Here is a 15,874-nt window from a genome sequence, read left to right as displayed (position 1 = left end):
CCTGTGATTATCTGTCGAGGATGGTTTTGCGGGCACTGATCGTGCGTCCGCCATCGGATGAAAAGAGATAGAGTTCCCGGGCGTCGAGCTTCAGCGCCACGTTCTGCTCGGCGGCAAAGGGCGCCACGTAACTGAGCTGCACCGTGATATTGCCGGTGCCGCTCTCCGAGGCGATGGTCTTGAGATTGCCGGCCTCGACATAGAGGATGGTTTCGCGGCCGAGATGCTCGACGAGCCTGATCTGGCCGTGGATCGCCCCGCCCTCGCCGCCATCGGCGACCATCGATATGTTCTCCGGCCGGACACCGAGCGTCAGGCTGGCGCCCCTCTGCAGCACCGTCGCCTCAGCCAGTTCCACCGTCACCGGCACGAGGCCAGGTGCGGAGACCGTGACATTGCGGCCGGACACGTCGTCGACGGTAACGCCGAGGAAGTTCATCCGCGGGGCGCCGAGAAAGCCCGCGACGAAGAGGTTGTCAGGGTTGCGGTAGAGTTCGAGCGGCGAGCCGACCTGCTCGATCACCCCCTGGTTCAAGACGACGATGCGGCTTGCCATGGTCATGGCCTCCACCTGGTCGTGGGTGACATAGACCATGGTGGCGCCGAGCTCGGCGTGCAGGCTGCTGAGTTCGACACGCATCTGGGTTCGAAGTGCCGCATCGAGGTTCGACAGCGGTTCGTCGAAGAGGAAAACGTCGGGCGAACGGGTGATGGCCCGGCCGATCGCCACGCGCTGCCGCTGCCCGCCGGAGAGCTGCTTCGGCCGTTTCCCCAGCTGGTCGGTGATCCTCAGGATCTTGGCTGCGCGCGCCACCGCCGTCTCGATCTCGGCCTTCGGGCGCTTGGCCATGCGCAAACCGAAGCCCATGTTCTCCGCCACCGTCATATGCGGATAGAGCGCGTAGGACTGGAAGACCATGGCGATGCCGCGATCCCCCGGCTCCTGTTTGCTGACGTCGCGGCCGTTGATCAGGATCTGGCCGGAGGAGATCTCCTCCAGGCCGGCGATCGTCTTCAAAAGCGTGGACTTGCCGCAGCCGGAGGGGCCGACCATGACGATGAACTCGCCTTGCGCTACGGAAAGATCGATGCCGCGCAGCGCATGATAGGCGCCGTAATTCTTGTTGATCTGTCGGAGTTCGAGACTGGTCATGCGTCCTGGCTCTCTGCTGTTGAAAACTTGATATCGAGGCGCTGGCTCATCCCTTCACCGCTCCCATCGTCAGGCCGGCGATGAAGTGACGCTGCATCAGGAAGAACATGATGACGGGCGGCACGGCGACGACGATGGTGCCGGCGGAAATCAGGTTCCAGGCCGAGACCCACTCGCCGCGAAGATTGGCAAGGCCGGCGGTCACAGGTTTGACGGAGTCGCTGACAGTCAGCACCACGGCCCAGAAATAATCGTTCCAGATGAAGGTGAAGATCAGGATGGCGAGTGCGGCAAGCGCCGGCCGCACCAGCGGGATCGCCACATGCCATAGCGTCTGGAAGGGAGACGCCCCCTCGGCGCGCGCCGCCTGGAACAGTTCATCGGGCAATGCTGCGATGAAATTGCGCATGAACAGCGTCGCAAAGCCGGTCTGGAAGGCCACATGGAAGATAATCAGCGCCGCCGTGGTATCGATCAGGTCGAGCCGGACCATCAGGTCGCGCACCGGGATCATCATGATCTGGTGCGGCAGGAAGTTGCCGCCGACGAACAGCGCGAAGATTAGCATGTTGCCGGGAAAGCGGTAGCGGGACAGCACATAGCCGGCGAGCGTGGAGAGCACCAGCACGCCGATCACCGAGGGAATGGTGATTGTCAGGCTGTTGAGGAAGTAGCGGGCCATGGGTGTCTGCGTGAAAACCGCCGTATAATTGTCGATGACGCCGATGCCGGTCGGCCATCCCCACAGATTGCCGCCCATCACATCCTCGGTCGAGCGGAACGAGGTGAGGATGATCGCAAACAGCGGGCAGAGCCAGAGCAGGAGGACGATGACGACGGCGAGCACGTAGAGGCGGCGCTGCCAGACGGCGGCATCGGGAATGGGACGAGGATACATCAGCCTCCCCTTTCTTCGGTATGGATGATGCGGCTGAGATACCAGACGATGAAGACGGCCATGATCACGAACAGCACCGAGGCGATCGCCGCGCCGTAACCGAAGCGGTAGGAGAAGATCGACTGCTCGAACATCTGGTAGGCGAGAACCGAGGACGAACCGAACGGGCCGCCGTTCGTCATCACCGACACCATGTCGAAGGAGCGAAGCGCCCCGACGACGGTGACGGCAATGGCGATGAAGGTAACCTGGGTCAGCTGCGGCAGCACGATGTGCCACAACATGTTCCACCCCCTTGCCCCGTCGACGCGCCCTGCCCCGATCAGCTCTTCGCTCAAATTGTTGAGACCAGCGAGATAGAGCACCATGCAGAAGGTGATCTGCGGCCAGAGTGCTGCAATCACGATGGCGAAAGTGACGAAATGCTCGTCGGAGAGAACCGCCGGCGCCGTCGCCCCGAACGCCCTGAAGATCAGCGCGAGCAACCCGAACTCCGGCGTATAGACCCAGGTGAAGACGACGCCGACCGTCACCGAGGCGAGCACCAGCGGAATGAAGAACAGCGACTTCAGGAAGCGCATGCCGCGGATTTTCTGGTTGACCAGCAGCGCGATGGCGAGCCCGAGAGGTGGTGCCGCCATGAACATCACCAGCCAGATCAGGTTGTTCTTCAGCGACACGTAGAATTGCGGATCGTTGTAAAGCTCGACGTAATTGCCGAAGCCGATCCACACCATTGGGCCGAAGCCATCCCAGTCGTGCAGGCTGATCCAGAGGCTCCTGACCGCCGACAGCAGGATGACAGTGAAGAACAGCACGATCGCGGGCGCGATGAGCAAAGTCGGGGTGAGCCACCAACGCTGGCGGCGCCATAACATCAACATGTCCAGAGCCTCAAATTATTTACAAGAGTGGAGCACAGCTCCGCCCGCAGCTTGTTGGCAAACCTCATTCTTTACTCGGCGTCATCCTCGGCCTTGTGCCGAGGATCTGCTGCACCGTCGGCAGATGCTCGGGAAAAGCCCGAGCATGACGAAAGACGAGTTGGCCGACTTTGTAAGCGGTCTCAGGAGCGGGCTGACGCCCGCTCCTAGGAGTGGAGGCACGCCCCTACTCCCTGCGTCTCCGGGAGGAGAACTAGATTTTGTAGATGCGCTTGCGTGTGCCTTCGAGGCGCGTCAGGATGGCCTTCCGCCGGTCGGGCTTGGCCATGAACTCCTGGAAGCCGACAAGACCCGCCTGCGCCATGTCGGGGTCGCTGTCGCGGTCGTAATATTGCGACGTGCCCTGCACCGTCTTCATCGTCTCGACGGCGGTATTCACCAGCGGATCCTTGCTCGGCGGCAGATCGCTGCGTGGCGGCACGTTGCCGCCCGGCTCCAGATAGGCCGCCAGATTCTCCGGCTTGTAGAAATAAGCGAGGAAGTCGCGTGCGCCCTGCTTGTTCTTGGCCTTGGCGGGAATGTGGATCGAATTGACCGAGAACTCCTCGAAGTGGCCGACCTTGGCGTCGAGCACCGGGAAGGTCGCATAGGAGAGCTGCGGCAGATCTTCGGCGGTGAAAGCCGAGCGCAGGAAAGCGCCGAGGTTCATCATGCCGGCCTTCTTTTGCGCCAGGAGCGCCGCGGCCTCCTGCCAGCCGAAGGACGTATGGTTCTCCGTGAAGAACCCCTTCGAAATCATCGCCTCCCACTGATCGAAAACCGCCGTCAGCGCGGGATCGAGATAGCTCATCTCGCCGTTCATCAGCGCCATATGCTTGTCGAGGCCGTTGATGCGAAGGTTCATCTGGTCGAACCAGCCGGCCGCCGGCCATAATTCCTTGGTGCCGATCGCGACCGGCGTGATGCCCGCGGCCTTGCACTTGTCGCCGTAGGCCATGAACTCTTCAGCCGTCTTCGGCACGGTCAGGCCATGCTGCTCGAACACATCCTTGCGATAGAACATGCCCCAGAGCGTGCCGCCTGTGGGGAGGCCGTACTGCTTGCCGTCTTCGGTGACGGCCCCTGCCGTCGCGCCGAGCACGTCCTTATATTTCTCTTTCTCGAAAAGGTCGGAGATATCGTCGAACAGGCCGCGCTTGACGAAGGCGCGCATGCGGTTGCCCGAAAACCAGGAGCAGACGTCGGGCGCGCCGGCGACGAGATAGTTGCGAATGGCCGTCTTGTGGGCCTCGTGGTCCATATTGTTGATGACGACGTTGACGCCGGCTTCCTTGCTGAAGCCCGCGGCGATCGCCTTCAGCGCATCGAGTGCGGCGCCATTGTTTTCGGCGGAGATCATCGTGACCTCCTGGGCCTGCGCGATCGCCGGGATCGGAAAGCTGCCGGTGACCGCTGCGGCGGAAACCAGCCCCGCGCCCTTCAGGAAGCGCCTGCGGGTGGTCGACGGAAATTGCTTCAAAAATGTCATTGAATTCCTCCCAGTTGATCGATCAACATCTCCCGACCGTCGCCTCCTCCATGAAACGACCGACCAGGCATTCAACGCTGCGATCCGCTCGGCGATTCCAGCGATAATCCGCCTGGCTGAGTTGATCCGCGGCCGAACTTATGCATAGATCTTTGCAGCTCGCAATAATTAATTTACAAAATTAAGGAATGCATCGTGAAGTTAAAAGGCGACCAGACCACGGCGAGAGCCATGAACCGACGCCTCATCCTCAACCTCCTCCGGCGCGAGGGGCCGAGGAGCCGCGCCGACATCGCGACGGTGATTGGTTTAAGTCCTGCCGCCGTCACCTTCGTCGTCGCCGACCTTCTGGAGGAAGGCATCGTCATCGAAGGGAAGACCGTACCCGGCCTCACCGGCCGCCGCCCGATCCCGGTGGATATCAACTACGAGCACGCGCTCGCCATCGGCTTCAAGCTGATGGTCGATTCGGTGGAGTGCGTGGCAACCGACCTTGCCACCAACCCCGTCGCCGCCATGCGGGTAAGCCTCGACGGCCATGACCCGGATAAGGTCGCCGACCTGCTGGCGGGCACCGTTCCCCAACTGGTGAAGCTCGCCGGACGGCCGAACGCGAAGCTCGCCGGCATCGGCATTTCCATGCCCGGCGTTATCAACCACGAACAGACGGCCTGCGTGCGCAGCTACCGATTCAAATGGGACAATGTCCCCCTCGCCTCACTGGTCGCGAGCCGCGTCCATGTGCCGGTCTGGCTGGAGGATGACACTAACGCCTATGCCATCGCCCAGCAGCTCTTCGGGCTCGGCCGCCAGCATCGCAACATGGCGGTTCTCGCCGTCGGCGTCGGCATCAGTTGCGCGCTCGTCATCGACGGCAAGCTCTACCGCGGCGCCAATGGTGCTGCCGGCAAATTCGGCCACACGCTCTATGAGGAGAATGGCCGGCTCTGCGAATGCGGCAAGCGCGGCTGTCTGATGGCCTATCACTCCGAAATCTCGATGCTCCGGCGCTGGCGGGAAGCGACCGGCCGCGAGGAACTCGGACTGCCGGAACTGACGGCTGCGCTCGCATCAGGCGATGCCGCCGCCCTCGCTCTCGTTGCCGATTCCGGCCGCGGCATCGGCACCGCCCTTGCCAATCTCGTCAACATCACCGACCCCGAAGTCATCGTCGCCGGCGGCGAAGCCGTCTCCCTCGGCGATCCTTTCCTGACGCCGCTGCGCGAAGCGCTTTCCGCCCGGACCTTCCGAACCGCCCCGCCCCTCTTGCCCGACTGGGAGGACAATTCCTGGGCCCGGGGTGCCGCCGCTCTGGTCACCCAGAAAATATTCGACTTCGAATCCTCCGGCGGCATCACGGACATCGCCAATCTCGCCGGCGTCAGACCCGTGGACTCGTCGTCGGCCGCGTAGTGATACACTGCATTACAAAAATGGGGGTTTTCAGACACATCGCTGGTTCAATCCTCAGGTGAAATCCGGACACGACCCAATGGTCGATATTGGTTTAAATCCAGGAAGGATGACCACATGAAAATGATCCAGACTATCGCACTCGCCCTTGTTCTCGGCGGCGCAGCAACAGCACATGCAGAACAGCCGCTGCAGCGCACCGATCTCATCAAGAACGATATCGACGTGCCCGGCCACGAGACCGTCCAGGTGCGCGTCGATTTCGCTCCGGGCGTTCTCGCCCCCAATCACTCGCATCCCGGCGAGGAGATCGCCTTCGTCATCGAAGGAACGCTGGAATACCAGCTCGAAGGCAGACAGCCTGTTACCCTCAGAGCCGGCCAATCCTTGTTCATTCCATCAGGCGTCGTACACTCGGCGAAGAACGTTGGCAGCGGCAAGGCTTCGGAACTGGCAACTTACATCGTCCGCAAAGGGGCGCCGCTCGTCGTGCCTGCGAAGTGAGCACTTCGTAGAACCGGATCGGGAGCAGCCGCCCCGCGAATAGGGACAAGACAGACGCCGCAATCTCTCCATTGCCCTGCCACCTCTCGAATGCCGTAGGAGCGTGTAGCCTGCCGTAGGATCGCCGATGCCTGTCAAAGAGAACTTGCCGGGGCATCATGGATAATATTCAGTCCAAAGCTCCGGCAAAAAAAGATGTATCGAAAAATCAAATCCTTTATCCAAGAATCCTTCAGGCTAAACCCGATGCCATCGATTGAAGACCGCCTCTTGCCAGAAATTCTCCCGGAGGAGGTCAAGGATTTCATTTCATCCGAGATTGTCGTCGGCGATATGGCCCTGCCTTCCCGGTATCCCAAACCCGCCGAAATGGAGGCTTGGCAGGTCGGTTTCCGCTTTCATGGGCTCACCGGCGAAAGCCTTGTGTCGACGACGTCAGGTGCATGGCAACCGGGATGGTATGTGATCGCAATGAACGGCTTCGACGATCCGTTTTTCATCGACATCAGCGAAAGCGCATTCGGCTTTCCCGTCTAATACGCACCGCATGGTGCCGGACGCTGGGACGCGATAATCGCGGCTCCGAACATCAGACGTTTCAGCCAGATATTGTCAGCCCTTCATGCGCTGGCAGATGACGATGCAAAGGTCATGACATTCATCGAGGCCGAAACCGACACGTCGAATGCGCTGTGGCGCGAGGTCCACGAAGCCCGCGCCGACCGCGAAACTCTGGAACGCGAACTGGCGCAGACAGAAACGGAATTTGACCCGAAGGACCTTGAGCACGGCACCTTGTTCATCACGGCTGTCGGCCCGCAAAAACTCAAGATCGCCCAGGTCCTCAGGCGCGCGCTCGGCCTATCCCTGCGCGAAGCACTGGCCTTGGCGGCAGAACCCGAAATCCCCATCGGCAGCGCCCCTTTCGTTCAGCTCCGCCGGCTTCAGTACGAATTGATCGCGCTCGGCGCATTGGTGGAGTTCCGACCAGATACCGAGCCACTTGCGTGAATTCCGGCTTAATTGCCACCTAGCCGAAGGTTCAGGTGCCGTCACCCTTGTCGACCTGCCTGAGCGGAACAGATTTCGATCCCGACGCGCGAGGACTCAGGCCCAAGTCCTCCGCCGACGTCGGGCCAGGCCTGCCGCCAGGCAAACAAAAGGCCGGCCTGGGAGCGTTGTCCATGAAGGTTACATACTGTTCGAAGGAGGGTATAAGTTTGAGCTTGACGGCCATGGTGTAGCAGACATCGAGACTACGCTTGCGCTTGAGGCACTTGTTTACGGATTGGATTTTGTCCCGAACATCTGGCTCTAGATATTCGACCGTAAGGTCATCCGGAATCATTCCGTGTTTACGCAACATATCCTCGGCGATCGTCTTGTTTTTTCGAAGATACATCGCCAACGCAATATAATGATTGATCGTGTATTCGGACACTTTACTAACCGGGAAATATGATGGCGGAACGAGCGATCGAAAGCCGATAGAACCCCAAAGACCTGCAAGTGCTACCGTATTTCCCTTGCGCGCCTCTTTCCACAACTCCCTCCAAGCTTGCGCACAGTCGCCTTGATGAAGCAGCCTCATCGGCTCCTCCCAAACATCTGGCCCATCTTCATTCGCGGCGGCGACTACAAGTGGCGACAGAACGAGGCCGGCAAACACAAAGAGCGACATGAATGGTTTAATCAGAAAAAAGCGAATGAAATCGCGCATGGTAAATTGTGTTCCCCCATAACATCCCCGGTCGGTGCTGTTGGAGTCATAGAAGTCTTTATGTTTTTGCTGCGGCAAAATTCCGCGTCTCAAACTGATTTTGACGTTGGAATTAAAGTGCCCGTCATCGGCATCGCGACCCGCTGCGGCGTACCCCGACAACACCAATAACCAGCCCTACGGTATCGTCGGATGGAAGCTACAGCCATTTCGGCACCTCGACGCGTGCATAGCTGCGCAGCTTGTCGATCAGGACCCTCGCATCCGTATCGACTGAAATCGAGTGCCGGTGCGCCGCCGGCAGGAACTTCGTCTCGACCATATGGTCGATGAAGCCGAGGAAGGCGTCGAAGAAACCGGCGGAGTTCAGGAGGCCAACGGGTTTGTCGATCTCTGAGAGCTGGTTCATGGTCCAGACCTCCATCAGTTCCTCGATCGTGCCGATGCCGCCCGGCAGCGCAATGAAGGCATCGGAAAGCTCGACCATGCGTTCCTTGCGGCTGCGCAGCGTCTCGACGATCTCATGCCTGGTCAGACCGGCATGCGATTGCCCGCGCTGATGCAAGCTTTGTGTAATCACGCCATGGACACTGCCGCCGGCCGCAAGGGCGGCGTCGGCAACGACGCCCATCAAGCCCTTGACCGTTCCGCCATAGACGATGGTTATCCCCGCCTCCCCTAGCGCCCGGCCGAGGGCGCGGGCGCCGTCGGCAAAGGCCTCCGAAGCGCCGAAATTGGAGCCGCAGAACACCGCGACGGACTTGATTGAACGTATCGTCATCTGAACCTTCTATCTCCTCACAGGCATTTGCATATACCTAGTCGATTCCAAGCTACGAGTGAGCGTAAAGCGAAGAGAAATGCTCCTCCAGCGCCCGACGTGTACCGATCCTGGTTTCCGCTGTGGCATCGGGGCCGGCACCTGTCCCCTGCACGGAGAAGAAGGTCAGGTCATGCAGCCCGATCGTGGCGAGGATGGCTTTCAGATAAGGCGTCAGGAAATCCGGCTGGCGGGCGCGCTCCCCGGAAAACCGCCCGCCCGAGGCGACGGCGATGAAGACGGGGCGGTCGCGTAGCGTGCCTACTTTTCCGGCCGCGCCGATCGTGAAGGTCCGCCGCGCCCGCACGACATGATCGATCCAGGCCTTCAGCGCCGAGGGGACGGTCAGATTGTGCATCGGCGTTCCGATGACGACGAAGTCCGCAGCCTCCAGCTCGCGGATCAGCTCTTCGGACAGGGCCATCGAGCCCTCGCGTGAGACATCCGCCGCCGATGCCTGGGAGATCGCATAGGCCGCGTCGACATGGGCGATCGTGCCATTGCCGATCACCCTCTCGACGACGATTGCCCCCGGCTCCGTCTGCAGGAGAAAGCCGATAATCGCTTGGGAGAGCCTGTAGCTCTCGGCCGCCTGCCCGCGCGGGCTGCAGCTCACATGCAGGATTGTGTTCATTGACCCACTCCGAGGTTCTGTCCAAATCCCTTCACCGCTTTGAAAGAGCGCGATGCCGATTTGAAGCGTGGAAGTGACAATGGTTCTACGAACATTATGGTCCATCCCCAAGGTCCATGAAGAGAGTTTACAACTGAGCCATGATTGTGCCGAGCGGGCCAATATGACATCATCATCCGCCTATCCATGTGAGAGGTTGACCAGTTGATGACCGGCGCAAGGCCCGGCAATATCCCGCCGCTCGATCCAGCAGCGGCCACGCCGTTTTACCGGCAGATCTACGATCGCTTCCGCGGCGCCATTGCCAGCGGTCTGTTGAAGCCCGGCGACCGGATACCTTCGGCACGGGCGCTGACCAAGGAATTGGGCCTCGCCCGAGGCACCATCGAAGCCGCCTATTCCCTGCTTGCCGCCGAGGGTTATATCCAGGCCCGCGGCCAGGCCGGCACCATCGTCACGCCGGATCTCAAACCGCAAATGCCGGCTCCGAGCCCGATCCCACCGGCCGATAGCGGCATCGCGTCGACGAGTTTTCGTCCCGACTCGATCCTGCCCTTCCAGATGGGCCTACCGGCACTCGATGCCTTTCCCCGCAAGATCTGGGCCCGGCTCGGCGCGCGCTGCGCGCGCGCCATGCAGCCGTCAGACATGGTTCACCCCGCCGTCTCCGGCCTGCCGGCCCTGCGTGCTGAGATCGCCGCCTATCTGCAGGTCTCGCGCGGCATCAGTTGTTCGCCGTCTCAGGTGTTTGTCACCTCAGGTTATCGCCACACCATCGCGCTGATCGTGCAAGCCTTGCTGAAGGCTGGCGATCGAGTCTGGCTGGAAAACCCGGGATATCCGCCGACCCGGGAGCTGTTCCGGCAAATGCAGATCGAGAGCATTCCCGTGCCGGTCGATCGCGACGGTTTGGTCGTCTCCGACGGCATCAGGCAGGCGCCTCGCGCCCGCGCGGCGGTGGTGACGCCGGCGCACCAGAGCCCGCTTTGCGTCTCGCTCTCCCTGCCCCGGCGCCAGGCGCTGCTGGACTGGGCTGCGGGAAACGAGGCATGGATCATCGAGGATGATTACGACGGCGAATACCGCTATGTCAGCCGTCCCCTTCCGGCCTTGAAGAGCCTCGATCGCGATGGACGGGTGCTCTATGCCGGCACCTTCAGCAAAGTGCTGTTTCCGAGCCTCCGGCTTGCCTATCTCGTCGTGCCGGAAGCTGAGGTGGCGCGGTTCGAGGAGATGACCGAGGCGCTGGCCGCCGGCAGTCCTGAGCTGACGCAGGCAATCGTCACCGCCTTCATCACCGAGGGTCATTTCGCCAGGCATATCCAACGTATGCGCAGGCTCTATGCCGAGCGCCGCGAGATGACGGCAGCAGGCCTGGAAAGCGTGCTCGCCGGCCATATGCAGATCGATTCCCAGCCCGGCGGCATGCACTTGATCCTGCGGCTGTTAGGCCGGCAGTCGGACCGGGAGTTCGTGGCACGCATGCGCAAGGAAGGCCTCTATGCGGAAGCACTGACGGACTGGATGATCGAGGGCGACGCCGCCCCGGCCCTGCTTCTCAACTTCACCAATATCGACTCTCAGCGCACGGCCGAAACGCTCGCAAGGCGGATGTCGAAACTGCTTTGAGCGATATCATGGTCTAATACAGAATGCCGTTCATGGACCTTCTGATATAGGCCAAGATGCACGACGATTAAGTCCTTCAATCAGAAAGGAACAATCGTCATGAGCAATCGCATCGACTACGCAAAGGCTTCTCCCGAGGGATACAAGGCTTTTGGCGGCGTCTACGTCACCGTCCAGAAAAGCGGCCTGCCAAAGGAGCTGGTCGACCTCGTCTATCTCAGGGTGTCTGAGATCAACGGTTGCGCCTTCTGCATCGACATGCATTCTCGCGATCTGCTGAAATCAGGCCTAACGGTCGACAAGCTGGTGCTGGTGGCGGTCTGGCGCGATGCCGGCAACCTGTTCAGCCCCCGCGAACGCGTAGCCCTTGCCTGGGCGGAAACGGTCACGCGCGTCGCCGAAACCGGTATTCCCGATGCCGACTACGCCGCTGCCGCCGCCGAATTCGACGACAAGGAACTCGCCGATCTCACCTATGCAATCGGCCTGATGAACGCCTTCAACCGCTTCGGCATCGCCTTCCGCTCGACGCCGGCGGCCGGCGCCAAGGCTTGAAGCAAGTCCGCTGCGGGCGCTCATGAATACGGGCGCCCGCTCCCTGAGAATAAAGCTCGCCGGGCCGCAACGCCCGGCCCATCAAGGGATGCACACCTATGGCTTGGGCGCTCCTCAGCATCGCCGGCATTCTCGAAATCGGCTTCGCCTTCTTCATGAAATCATCCATGGGCTTTACCCGGTTGATCCCCGCTTTGCTGACCGTTGCCACCGGCCTGTCGAGCGTCTTCCTTCTGTCGATTTCGCTGCGCACCCTGCCTGTCGGCACCGGCTACGCAGTCTGGACCGGCATCGGCGCGGCCGGCACCGCGATCCTCGGAATGGCCGTGCTGGGCGACTCCGTCGCGCCGATGCGGCTCTTCTGCATCGCTCTGATCCTGGCCGGCGTGATCGGCCTTAGGCTGGTCTCCGGCAGTTGATCCGAGCGCCGGCTCGAGAATCGATCCGAGCGGGTGCTGTATCATTAGGGATCGTTGCAGGCTTTAGCCCTTGCCACGTCATCGAAGATGTAGCGTCCGGATGTTTGGTCCGAGCAGCGGTCGATGTGGTCGTTCGCGATGACCCCCCGCCCGACACTTTCGCTCCACCTCTTCCGCCGTCTCGACGCCGCCCGGCGCCGGTAGTGGCCTCTGCGACGTCCTTGCGGCTTGCGCGGGCCGATGTCAATTCGCCGCCGGAACCGGGCAGCTCATGTCGTAGCGTGCCGCCTACGACAGCGCCGCACTGGCCGCCTCGGCCAAAGTCCCGTCATTTTGCATAGTCAGACTGGTTAGATAAACTCCACGCTCAGGAGCACCATCGACGATGGAGAAATTCGTGATTTGGCTCATCGTGTTGCCTTTCGCAGGAGTCTTTATTACCGCCTTGATCATGAAGCGAGGGATCAGACTTTGGATATCCATCGCAACCGCGAGCTTGGCAATATTGGTTGGGGCGATCTGCCTACACACCTTCGCCGTCGAGCCAAGCTGTCGGATTGATGAACAGGAATGTGTGGGAGCGACGGCGATTGCGTGGCTTATAGCCTTTATTTGGAGTGCTCCATGTGTTGGATTCCTCCTTAAATTTATCGGCCAAATTCGTGAGGGTAGTGTCGACGATGAAGACCGCGATCATATTCGACTGTGAATTTCTTTGCCTGGAAGGCTCGCAACGCAGATTTTGGTGCGCGGCCCACGATCCCGATCCTGTCATTGCGCAGATCGGAGCCGTCAAGCTTGGCCTCGAAGACGAGTTTCCGATCCTCGATACGTACAAATCCTACGTCCGGCCCATCGATCGCTTCGGCAAGAGGTATCCGCTCGATCCTTATTTCACCAATCTGACCGGCATCACCGAGGAGGATATCGACACCCATGGCGTGACATTGGAGGATGCCCTTTCCGGCCTCGACAGCTTCTCGGGCGGCGCCCGGTTTTGGTCCTGGGGCAAGGACGAGCTGAACATGTTGGCCATCAGCTGCTATGTCGCCGGCATTCAGCCTTCCATCCCGGCCCGCCGCTTCGACAACGCCGTCAAGCTGCTCGTCGCTGCGGGGATGCCGATCGAGGATTTGGCAAAGACACCGAGCAACAAACTGGCCGACTACTACGGCGTCGACCATCCTCCATTGCAGGCGCATGATGGGCTCGACGACGCTCTGTCGATTTCATACACGCTGCAACATCTGATGAAGATCGGAAAATTGCAGCCCGAGGTTTTCGACCGAATCTGAGGACAGAGAAAGCGTCACGATCCTCCCCTACCGCGCAAACCTGCGGGCGCCGGCGACGCAGAGGATGACGGCGACCGTGACGGCGAGCATGGCCCAGGTCACGGGCTCGTGCAGCAGGGTGGCAGCAAGCGCCAGACCGAAGAACGGCTGGAGCAGTTGCAATTGGCCGACGGCGGCGATGCCGCCCTGCGACAGGCCGCGATACCAGAAGATGAAGCCGATCAGCATGGAAAATAGCGAGACATAGGCAAGGCCGAGCAGCGCCGGCACTTCGATGCCGGCGAAGGTTGCCGGCCTATGCAAAAGCGCGACTGCGACCGTCAGCGGCAGCGACAGCACGAGCGCCCAGGAAATCACCTGCCACCCGCCGAGAGTGCGTGAAAGCCTGCCGCCTTCGGCATAGCCGAGGCCGCAGACGACAACAGCCGCCAGCATCAGCAGATCGCCGACCGGCGAGGCCGTCAGCCCTTGCGTCAATGCGAACCCCGCCACCAGCACGCTGCCGAGAACGGAAAAGAGCCAGAATGCCGGCTTCGGCCGTTCTCCGCCACGGACCACGCCGAAGATCGCCGTTGCGAGCGGCAGCAGGCCGATGAAGACGATCGAATGGGCGGAGGTAACGTGCTGCAGCGCCAGCGCCGTCAGCAGGGGGAAGCCGACAACGACGCCCAACGCCACCACGGCCAAGGAGAGGATATCGTCTCGGCTCGGTCGCTTCTCTCTGAAAGCGATCAGCAGGCCGAGCGCAAGAAAGCCGGCGATCACCGCGCGCGCCACGGTGAGAAAGACCGGATCGAACTGCATCACCGCCACGCGGGTGGCCGGCAGCGATCCGCTGAAGATCACCACCCCGATAAAACCATTGATCCATCCCGATGCCATGCGATCCATCTCGCGCTCCATGATGCGCTGCACTCCTTCATTCTCTAGCTCTTATCGGCCAACACGGATGGTTATGACAGTCACAGTCTGATACAATTTCTGGAAACTGTAATGGTGCAGGAAGCAATACGGATGAACGAAGGACGCACACGCGTGGAGATGGTCGCCGCGACGATCAGGCAGCGCATCGCCGGGCGCAGCCTGACACCGGGGGCAAAGCTACCATCCGTTCGAGGGCTGGCTGCGACGTTGAAACTGTCGACTTCGACCGTCGTCGACGCCTATGAGCGGTTGGTCGCCGAAGGCGCGATCCTGGCAAGACCGGGTTCGGGATTCTACGTCGCCAATCAGGCAGCCCCCTTTGCGCTTGCCGAGGCTGGGCCGAAGCTCGACCGTGCGGTCGACCCGTTCTGGATATCGCGGCAATCGCTGGAGGCCGGCGAAGCGGACCTGAAGCCGGGATGCGGCTGGCTCCCGCCTTCCTGGCTGCCGGGGGATGGCATGCGCCGCGGGCTCAGAACGCTTGCCCGCGCCGACGGGCCGGCACTCGCCGATTACGGCTCGCCGCTCGGCTTGCCGCAGCTGCGCCAGCTGATTTCGCGGCGCATGGGCGAACGGGGGATCCAAGCCTCCCCGGACCAAATTATGCTGGCCGATTCCGGCACGCAGGCAATCGATCTGCTCTGCCGTTTCTTGCTGGAACCCGGCGACACGGTGCTGGTCGACGATCCCTGTTATTTCAATTTCCACGCGCTGTTGCGCGCCCATCGGGCAAAGATCGTCGGCGTGCCCTACACGCCATCCGGTCCCGATATCGAAGTGTTTGCGCAAGTCCTCGCCGATGAGCGACCGCGGCTCTACATCACCAACTCCGCCATCCACAATCCGACCGGCGCAACCTTGTCTCCCGTTACGGCTCACCGGGTTCTGAAACTCGCCGACCAGTTCGACTTGACCATCATCGAGGACGATATCTTCGCCGATTTCGAATATACGCCGGCGCCCCGCCTTGCCGCCTTCGACGGGCTCGAGCGGGTCATCCACATCGGCAGCTTCTCGAAGACCCTGTCGGCCTCGGCCCGCTGCGGCTTCGTCGTGGCGAAATCGGAATGGATCGACGGCCTGACAGACCTGAAGATCGCCACCTCCTTCGGCGGCGGCCGGCTGACGGCGGAACTGGTGTTGAATGTCTTGAGCGACGGCAACTATCGCAAACACATCGAGGCGCTGAGACACCGGCTCTCCCGGGCTATGAGCGAGGTCTCGGCCAGACTGAAGAATCTCGGCATAACGCCCTGGCTGGAGCCTCAGGCCGGAATGTTCCTCTGGTGCCAACTGCCCGATGGCATCGACGCAGCTGATGTGGCGCGCGCCGCACTCGAAAAGAGGATCGTTCTGGCTCCCGGAAACGCATTCAGCCTGTCGCAATCGGCAACGAATTTCATGCGCTTCAATGTGTCTCAGACGCTGGATGCGCGGGTGTTCGAGGTGCTGGGGGATGCGCTGGCGGGACGAGGATAATGGAAGGTGGGCGGTAGCG

General features: G+C 61.2%; 18 protein-coding genes. 10 read left to right on the top strand and 8 right to left on the bottom strand.

All coding sequences use genetic code 11. The annotated features are described in order from the left end of the window. Positions 1–7: 7 nt before the first annotated feature. The 4 genes from ugpC to HX898_RS02030 form a co-directional block, all read right to left on the bottom strand. Entirely contained in the window at positions 8–1,153 is a 1,146-nt protein-coding gene (ugpC, locus tag HX898_RS02045; protein ID WP_180193861.1) for a sn-glycerol-3-phosphate ABC transporter ATP-binding protein UgpC, read from the bottom strand. A gap of 46 nt (positions 1,154–1,199) precedes the next feature. Beyond that, positions 1,200–2,051 (bottom strand): carbohydrate ABC transporter permease, encoded by an 852-nt coding sequence (locus HX898_RS02040; protein ID WP_138334845.1) that lies wholly within the window; start codon positions 2,049–2,051, stop codon positions 1,200–1,202. Beyond that, complete coding sequence (locus HX898_RS02035; RefSeq protein WP_131620361.1) at positions 2,051–2,935, bottom strand: sugar ABC transporter permease; 885 nt, start codon at positions 2,933–2,935, stop codon at positions 2,051–2,053. The genes HX898_RS02040 and HX898_RS02035 overlap by 1 nt, the downstream gene beginning before the upstream one ends. 253 nt (positions 2,936–3,188) lie before the next feature. Further along, positions 3,189–4,463 (bottom strand): ABC transporter substrate-binding protein, encoded by a 1,275-nt coding sequence (locus HX898_RS02030; protein WP_138334846.1) that lies wholly within the window; start codon positions 4,461–4,463, stop codon positions 3,189–3,191. A 195-nt stretch (positions 4,464–4,658) separates the two neighbouring features. Between HX898_RS02030 and HX898_RS02025 the strand changes: the two genes are divergently transcribed. From HX898_RS02025 to HX898_RS33020, 4 genes are all read left to right on the top strand, one after another. Next, positions 4,659–5,876, top strand: a complete 1,218-nt coding sequence (locus tag HX898_RS02025; protein ID WP_180193860.1) for an ROK family protein — start codon at positions 4,659–4,661, stop codon at positions 5,874–5,876. Positions 5,877–5,993: 117 nt separating this feature from the next. After that, entirely contained in the window at positions 5,994–6,380 is a 387-nt protein-coding gene (locus HX898_RS02020) for a cupin domain-containing protein (protein WP_180193859.1), read from the top strand. A gap of 195 nt (positions 6,381–6,575) precedes the next feature. Then, positions 6,576–6,917: a hypothetical protein gene (locus HX898_RS02015; protein ID WP_210273037.1), complete on the top strand. Its 342-nt coding sequence runs from the start codon at positions 6,576–6,578 to the stop codon at positions 6,915–6,917. Between the two features lie 114 nt (positions 6,918–7,031). After that, complete coding sequence (locus HX898_RS33020) at positions 7,032–7,391, top strand: hypothetical protein (RefSeq protein ID WP_210273036.1); 360 nt, start codon at positions 7,032–7,034, stop codon at positions 7,389–7,391. A gap of 31 nt (positions 7,392–7,422) precedes the next feature. Here HX898_RS33020 and HX898_RS02005 read toward each other — a convergent pair whose 3' ends face one another. The 3 genes from HX898_RS02005 to HX898_RS01995 are packed head-to-tail and all read right to left on the bottom strand — an operon-like array spanning position 7,423 to position 9,554. Next, positions 7,423–8,268 (bottom strand): hypothetical protein, encoded by an 846-nt coding sequence (locus tag HX898_RS02005; RefSeq protein WP_180193857.1) that lies wholly within the window; start codon positions 8,266–8,268, stop codon positions 7,423–7,425. A gap of 31 nt (positions 8,269–8,299) precedes the next feature. Next, entirely contained in the window at positions 8,300–8,881 is a 582-nt protein-coding gene (locus HX898_RS02000) for a TIGR00730 family Rossman fold protein (protein WP_180193856.1), read from the bottom strand. A 52-nt stretch (positions 8,882–8,933) separates the two neighbouring features. Then, positions 8,934–9,554, bottom strand: a complete 621-nt coding sequence (locus tag HX898_RS01995; RefSeq protein WP_180193855.1) for an NAD(P)H-dependent oxidoreductase — start codon at positions 9,552–9,554, stop codon at positions 8,934–8,936. Positions 9,555–9,761: 207 nt separating this feature from the next. On the opposite strand from HX898_RS01995, the gene HX898_RS01990 reads away from it, so the two are divergent. The 5 genes from HX898_RS01990 to HX898_RS01970 all read left to right on the top strand — a co-directional run bounded on the left by HX898_RS01990 (position 9,762) and on the right by HX898_RS01970 (position 13,452). Beyond that, a complete protein-coding gene (locus tag HX898_RS01990; RefSeq protein WP_180193854.1) occupies positions 9,762–11,183 on the top strand; it encodes a PLP-dependent aminotransferase family protein in 1,422 nt (473 codons plus the stop codon). Between the two features lie 99 nt (positions 11,184–11,282). Beyond that, the gene (locus tag HX898_RS01985; protein ID WP_180193853.1) at positions 11,283–11,738 is read left to right on the top strand and encodes a carboxymuconolactone decarboxylase family protein; all 456 of its coding nucleotides are present in this window, start codon (positions 11,283–11,285) and stop codon (positions 11,736–11,738) included. Between the two features lie 98 nt (positions 11,739–11,836). Further along, positions 11,837–12,157, top strand: coding sequence for a multidrug efflux SMR transporter (locus HX898_RS01980; RefSeq protein WP_138387275.1), 321 nt, complete (start codon positions 11,837–11,839; stop codon positions 12,155–12,157). Between the two features lie 385 nt (positions 12,158–12,542). Then, positions 12,543–12,866 carry a hypothetical protein gene (locus HX898_RS01975; protein ID WP_180193852.1) on the top strand — a complete coding sequence of 108 codons (324 nt, stop codon included), beginning with the start codon at positions 12,543–12,545 and terminating at the stop codon, positions 12,864–12,866. Then, the gene (locus HX898_RS01970) at positions 12,838–13,452 is read left to right on the top strand and encodes a 3'-5' exonuclease (RefSeq protein ID WP_180193851.1); all 615 of its coding nucleotides are present in this window, start codon (positions 12,838–12,840) and stop codon (positions 13,450–13,452) included. The genes HX898_RS01975 and HX898_RS01970 overlap by 29 nt, the downstream gene beginning before the upstream one ends. Positions 13,453–13,479: 27 nt before the next feature. Here HX898_RS01970 and HX898_RS01965 read toward each other — a convergent pair whose 3' ends face one another. Further along, complete coding sequence (locus HX898_RS01965) at positions 13,480–14,343, bottom strand: DMT family transporter (protein ID WP_180194346.1); 864 nt, start codon at positions 14,341–14,343, stop codon at positions 13,480–13,482. Positions 14,344–14,445: 102 nt separating this feature from the next. On the opposite strand from HX898_RS01965, the gene HX898_RS01960 reads away from it, so the two are divergent. After that, positions 14,446–15,855 carry a PLP-dependent aminotransferase family protein gene (locus HX898_RS01960; RefSeq protein ID WP_180193850.1) on the top strand — a complete coding sequence of 470 codons (1,410 nt, stop codon included), beginning with the start codon at positions 14,446–14,448 and terminating at the stop codon, positions 15,853–15,855. Positions 15,856–15,874 lie beyond the last annotated feature (19 nt).

It is taken from the genome of Rhizobium sp. WYCCWR 11128, from assembly GCF_013416305.1.
Taxonomy (GTDB): domain Bacteria; phylum Pseudomonadota; class Alphaproteobacteria; order Rhizobiales; family Rhizobiaceae; genus Rhizobium; species Rhizobium indicum.
This window is presented reverse-complemented; position numbering and strand designations above follow the sequence as displayed.

Bases quoted from the DNA above. Each gene is read 5' to 3' on its own strand.
- HX898_RS01960 (WP_180193850.1), top strand. From the start codon at position 14,446: ATGGTGCAGGAAGCAATACGGATGAACGAAGGACGCACACGCGTGGAG.
- HX898_RS01970 (WP_180193851.1), top strand. From the start codon at position 12,838: ATGAAGACCGCGATCATATTCGACTGTGAATTTCTTTGCCTGGAAGGC.
- HX898_RS01980 (WP_138387275.1), top strand. From the start codon at position 11,837: ATGGCTTGGGCGCTCCTCAGCATCGCCGGCATTCTCGAAATCGGCTTC.
- HX898_RS01995 (WP_180193855.1), bottom strand. From the start codon at position 9,554: ATGAACACAATCCTGCATGTGAGCTGCAGCCCGCGCGGGCAGGCGGCC.
- HX898_RS02015 (WP_210273037.1), top strand. From the start codon at position 6,576: ATGTATCGAAAAATCAAATCCTTTATCCAAGAATCCTTCAGGCTAAAC.
- HX898_RS33020 (WP_210273036.1), top strand. From the start codon at position 7,032: ATGACATTCATCGAGGCCGAAACCGACACGTCGAATGCGCTGTGGCGC.
- HX898_RS01985 (WP_180193853.1), top strand. From the start codon at position 11,283: ATGAGCAATCGCATCGACTACGCAAAGGCTTCTCCCGAGGGATACAAG.
- HX898_RS02040 (WP_138334845.1), bottom strand. From the start codon at position 2,051: ATGTATCCTCGTCCCATTCCCGATGCCGCCGTCTGGCAGCGCCGCCTC.
- HX898_RS02020 (WP_180193859.1), top strand. From the start codon at position 5,994: ATGAAAATGATCCAGACTATCGCACTCGCCCTTGTTCTCGGCGGCGCA.
- HX898_RS02035 (WP_131620361.1), bottom strand. From the start codon at position 2,935: ATGTTGATGTTATGGCGCCGCCAGCGTTGGTGGCTCACCCCGACTTTG.
- HX898_RS01965 (WP_180194346.1), bottom strand. From the start codon at position 14,343: ATGGATCGCATGGCATCGGGATGGATCAATGGTTTTATCGGGGTGGTG.
- HX898_RS01990 (WP_180193854.1), top strand. From the start codon at position 9,762: ATGACCGGCGCAAGGCCCGGCAATATCCCGCCGCTCGATCCAGCAGCG.
- HX898_RS01975 (WP_180193852.1), top strand. From the start codon at position 12,543: ATGGAGAAATTCGTGATTTGGCTCATCGTGTTGCCTTTCGCAGGAGTC.
- ugpC (WP_180193861.1), bottom strand. From the start codon at position 1,153: ATGACCAGTCTCGAACTCCGACAGATCAACAAGAATTACGGCGCCTAT.
- HX898_RS02000 (WP_180193856.1), bottom strand. From the start codon at position 8,881: ATGACGATACGTTCAATCAAGTCCGTCGCGGTGTTCTGCGGCTCCAAT.
- HX898_RS02030 (WP_138334846.1), bottom strand. From the start codon at position 4,463: ATGACATTTTTGAAGCAATTTCCGTCGACCACCCGCAGGCGCTTCCTG.